The following is a 2,909-nucleotide window of genomic DNA, read 5'->3' as shown; positions in this document are numbered from 1 at the left end:
GGCTGCGATCTTTTGATTTTTTAAGATCAAGATCAAAAGATCGCAGCCTTCGGCAGCTCCTACGGGGGGTTGCGTTTTATGCGCGAAGCCGTGCAATCGCCCGCCGATACTTCTCGACCCGCTCCAGATCCTCCCAACTCGGCGAGGTGATCCGCGAGATATCGCTGTTCTCTTCCAGATCCGCCAGCTTCACTACCCGGCCGATCGGGTTCTGCGCGGCGCGATCGACGAAATCATCATAGGATTCACCGGGCAATTTGCTCACTGCTGCAATCGCCGCCAGCACCTCATCGCTGAAACCTTCCCCGCGCAAATCATCCAGACTCACCCCGCAATCCTCGACCACATCGTGCAGCACAGCGACGATGCGTTCTTCCAGCGTGTTCATGCGCAACATGACTTTCAGCGGATGCAAAATGTACGGCGCGCCGCCCTTGTCCACCTGCCCGCTGTGGGCCGTGGCGGCAATGGCGATGGCGCGTTCGAGGGTTTGGGCCATGGGAATCGAATCCTGCGCTGAATGTTTCTGATTGTTGCGCAGTGTACGCGAGGATCGTGCATCGCAAAGCCGATTGAACCTTGCCCGCCCTCGCCGCCTCGAAACCAGACAAGCGCCAAATCACCGATCGGACGCGGCGCCATTGGAGAGGAACTGCCGATGAAAATCCGACTGCTGCTCCTGATCGCCACATTCGCCATCATCCCCACTTGCGTCATGGCCGAAGGCTGCGACGTCCAGACCCGCTCCTCCAGCGCCGCAGTGCCCGCCGTGGAAACCCACAGCTGCTACGAATACGAAGGCATGCCCGTGGACTCCATCAACTGGTCGTGCAGCAACGAAAGCAAGGACACCCTCAACGCCACCAAGAAAAAAGTCGAGCGCTGCGACGACCACTACCAGGCCACCTGCACCGCCCGCCTCACCCAGGAATCCCTCGCTAATCCGCACTCGACCAGCAAAGACAAAAGCGCCAAACCGCTGAACATGCCCGACAACGCCAAAGTCACCACCTATTACTACGACGGTGAACACTTGGCTCAGGCGAAGATTGATTGTGAGAACAGTGGTGGTGACTGGAAGGCCAAGTAGCTTCCAGGATCTGTCAAAAAGCCCGGCTGGATGCCGGGCTTGCTGTATTTGAACCCACCATCAGCCCTCACCAGCGCCGCTGCTGGTACCGCTGTCGTTCGACTGCTTCGAACCACTGGGCTTGGAGCCCGAAGGTGTCGAGCCATCATTGTTGGTGGTATTGCCCTGAGTGCCCTTGGGCACGGTGGCGCCGTTGGAATGAATGTCTTCCGGCGCACTCGGGTTGGTTTGGCTGTTGCCGTCGTTTGCAGTGGGTTCAGGGGTGTCGCTGGCGGCTGTTGCGTAGAGCGAGGTGGCGGATAACAGGGTGGCCAGGGAGAGTGCTGCGAGTTTGACTGGGCGCATATCGATGGTTCCTTTGCGGGGTGAGTTACGCATTGGAAACAGGTATTCGGTGAAAATGCGGGGTGGCTGACGAATGGCAGGGATAAATAACCCGACGCCTCGAAGAGACATCAGGTTAATAAAGACAACATCTTGTGCGCAGAAAAAAGCCCGGCTCAAAAGACCGGGCTTTCCGCTTGCGACACTCATCAACTACCGCCGCTCCCGCCACTGCTGCTACCGGACGGTTGACCCGCAGGGCTGGGTTTAGAGGCAGAAGGCACCGGCCCATTGTCGGTCTTGCCACCATCACCACCTTGGGGTAGCGAATCGGCATCCGGGTCGGCATTGGTGGCTGGAGACGCCGGTTCACGAGTCTGGCTGGTGCCGTCGCTCGCCTTCGGGGTCGACGTTTCGCCAGCCGCGAGCGTGTACGGCGAACTGCCGAACAGCAATGCCGCGAGGGTAATCACCGCAAATCTATGGTTCAGCATGGTGGCTCTTCCTTTGCGTGTGGAGTTACAGCATTGGAAGCAGGTGCGCGGCGAACGTGCGACGCGTCGGACGAATGGTTATCACCCGAATGTTTCGCCAAATTACGACGCCTGAACGCTTCGCAGCAAAACACCCGGACGGCCCGCGGGTTCCTGGAAAATCAACCTCGATAAAGCTGTGCGAAATGCATGCCCCTCAAAAATTCGCCGGCGTATTCGCACTGATAATCTCAGCCTCATCCGCCCCGATATTGCGGAACTTGTGCGGCAGCGTGGTCGGAAAGTAATACCCATCGCCCGCACTCAACACACTCACCTGCCCGTCCACGGTCAATTCCACCGTGCCGCGCGTCACCAGCCCGCACTCTTCGCCTTCGGCGTGCACGATCGGCTCTTCGCCGGAGCTGGCGCCGGGGGCGTATTGTTCGCGGAGCAGGCGCATCTGGCGGCTGGGGACGGAGGCGCCGATGAGCAGCAGGCGCAGGCCGTGGCGGCCGAGGTCGGGTTGTTCGTTGGCGCGGAAGACGTATTGGTGTTCGCGCGGCGGCTGATCGAAGGTGAAGAAGTCGGCCAGGGACATCGGTATGCCTTCGAGCAGCTTTTTCAGCGAGCTGACGGAGGGGCTGACGCGGTTCTGTTCGATCAGCGAGATGGTCGCGTTGGTCACGCCGCTACGCCGGGCGAGCTCGCGCTGAGAGAGTTTGTAGCTTTCGCGTACTAGTTTGAGTCGAGAACCCGTATCCATGACTGCCTTATGTTGAGGTACTTAAGGGTAATGGGGGTGGGTGGCGGGTGACGCGCAGGTCGCGCGGATCACGTTGCTCCCGTGTCCCGGAACCGTGAAAGGCGGCTATTAAATCACGTTTGCGGGTGTTGCTCAGCAGGTTCGATGGATGGTTGGGCAAAAGTCATTTATGCCTTGGTAATCCCGACCTGTAGGAGTGAGCCTGCTCGCGATGGCGGTGTGTCAGGTAATGATTCGGGGCTGACACACCGCTATC

At 59.3% G+C, this 2,909-nt stretch carries 5 protein-coding genes; 1 reads left to right on the top strand and 4 read right to left on the bottom strand.

Annotation, left to right across the window (positions count from 1 at the left end):
• Positions 1 to 76: 76 nt before the first annotated feature.
• On the bottom strand, positions 77 to 499 hold the full coding sequence (locus tag DCO47_RS26450; protein WP_116659260.1) for an HD domain-containing protein: 423 nt from the start codon (positions 497 to 499) through the stop codon (positions 77 to 79).
• A gap of 159 nt (positions 500 to 658) precedes the next feature.
• On the opposite strand from DCO47_RS26450, the gene DCO47_RS26445 reads away from it, so the two are divergent.
• Positions 659 to 1,090, top strand: a complete 432-nt coding sequence (locus DCO47_RS26445; RefSeq protein WP_116659259.1) for a hypothetical protein — start codon at positions 659 to 661, stop codon at positions 1,088 to 1,090.
• Positions 1,091 to 1,150: 60 nt separating this feature from the next.
• On the opposite strand, the gene DCO47_RS27445 is transcribed toward DCO47_RS26445, so the two are convergent.
• The 3 genes from DCO47_RS27445 to DCO47_RS26430 form a co-directional block, all read right to left on the bottom strand.
• Complete coding sequence (locus DCO47_RS27445) at positions 1,151 to 1,624, bottom strand: hypothetical protein (RefSeq protein WP_256590274.1); 474 nt, start codon at positions 1,622 to 1,624, stop codon at positions 1,151 to 1,153.
• The gene (locus tag DCO47_RS26435) at positions 1,624 to 1,908 is read right to left on the bottom strand and encodes a hypothetical protein (protein ID WP_042609318.1); all 285 of its coding nucleotides are present in this window, start codon (positions 1,906 to 1,908) and stop codon (positions 1,624 to 1,626) included. Before DCO47_RS26435 ends, DCO47_RS27445 begins: the two co-directional genes overlap by 1 nt.
• A 196-nt stretch (positions 1,909 to 2,104) precedes the next feature.
• Complete coding sequence (locus DCO47_RS26430) at positions 2,105 to 2,653, bottom strand: cupin domain-containing protein (protein WP_011333561.1); 549 nt, start codon at positions 2,651 to 2,653, stop codon at positions 2,105 to 2,107.
• Positions 2,654 to 2,909: the final 256 nt, after the last annotated feature.

Source organism: Pseudomonas sp. NDM (assembly GCF_003105095.1).
Lineage (GTDB): Bacteria > Pseudomonadota > Gammaproteobacteria > Pseudomonadales > Pseudomonadaceae > Aquipseudomonas > Aquipseudomonas moraviensis_A.
Note: the sequence above shows the minus strand (reverse complement) of the source record. Positions and strands in the feature narration are given on the sequence as shown.